Raw genomic sequence first — 716 nt, 5'->3', positions numbered from 1 at the left:
AGCTAACTTGGCAAGTAAACTCGTCGCGTAAAGAATCCCCAAGAACAATGCAAGCTTCACCACAAACGATGGTGTATTCTCAAACGCCCATGAACCAAAGTTTCTTACCCACCCTTCCAACAGTTCGCGAGCGACGTTCCACTCCAAAACGTCCGCATTAATATCGCCTGTGGTTGCCAATAACACTCGCTTGAATGATGTAACGTCAACCCCATAAGGCTCCATAAGTGAGATGGTTTCTTCTAAGCTAGCAACCATAACACTGGTGCGTTCACTAAAACGCTCTAGCTCGCTGTTAATGGTCGCCTTTTCTTCCTCTCCGACAAAAGCGAGACGTTTCTCTAAATCTTGACGTTGTGTATCTGTGTACAAAATAGCGTTGGTTAGATATTCAGACCGGACAACGAGCGCCTTTTTTAGTTTCTCTTTCGACGCTGCAACATCGATTCCACGATCGCTCGACCAAGTCAGCGTTTTAGCTAATTGACGATAATAGTCGTCCATCATGCCAATGCGTTTCTGTACACGTAGCTCAATACTCTTTTTGGCTTCGCCCTCTGTGGTCCGATTCTCCTTACTCAGAGTTACGATTTTAACTTCATTCATTTCGAGCAGTTGCTCAAGCATCGTCACTTGCTGCCCTAGGACTTTGTCCACCAGCTGTTTGTTATCGGAAGAGAGCTGAGTGAAAAGTTCATCACGTAGTGCTTGATTCT

1 pseudogene is annotated in these 716 nt (G+C 45.4%); it reads right to left on the bottom strand.

The features are described from left to right. A pseudogene (locus KIV40_RS30020) lies at window positions 1-716 on the bottom strand (mechanosensitive ion channel family protein); the annotation flags it as partial.

It is taken from the genome of Vibrio sp. D173a (assembly GCF_030248475.1).
This window is presented reverse-complemented; position numbering and strand designations above follow the sequence as displayed.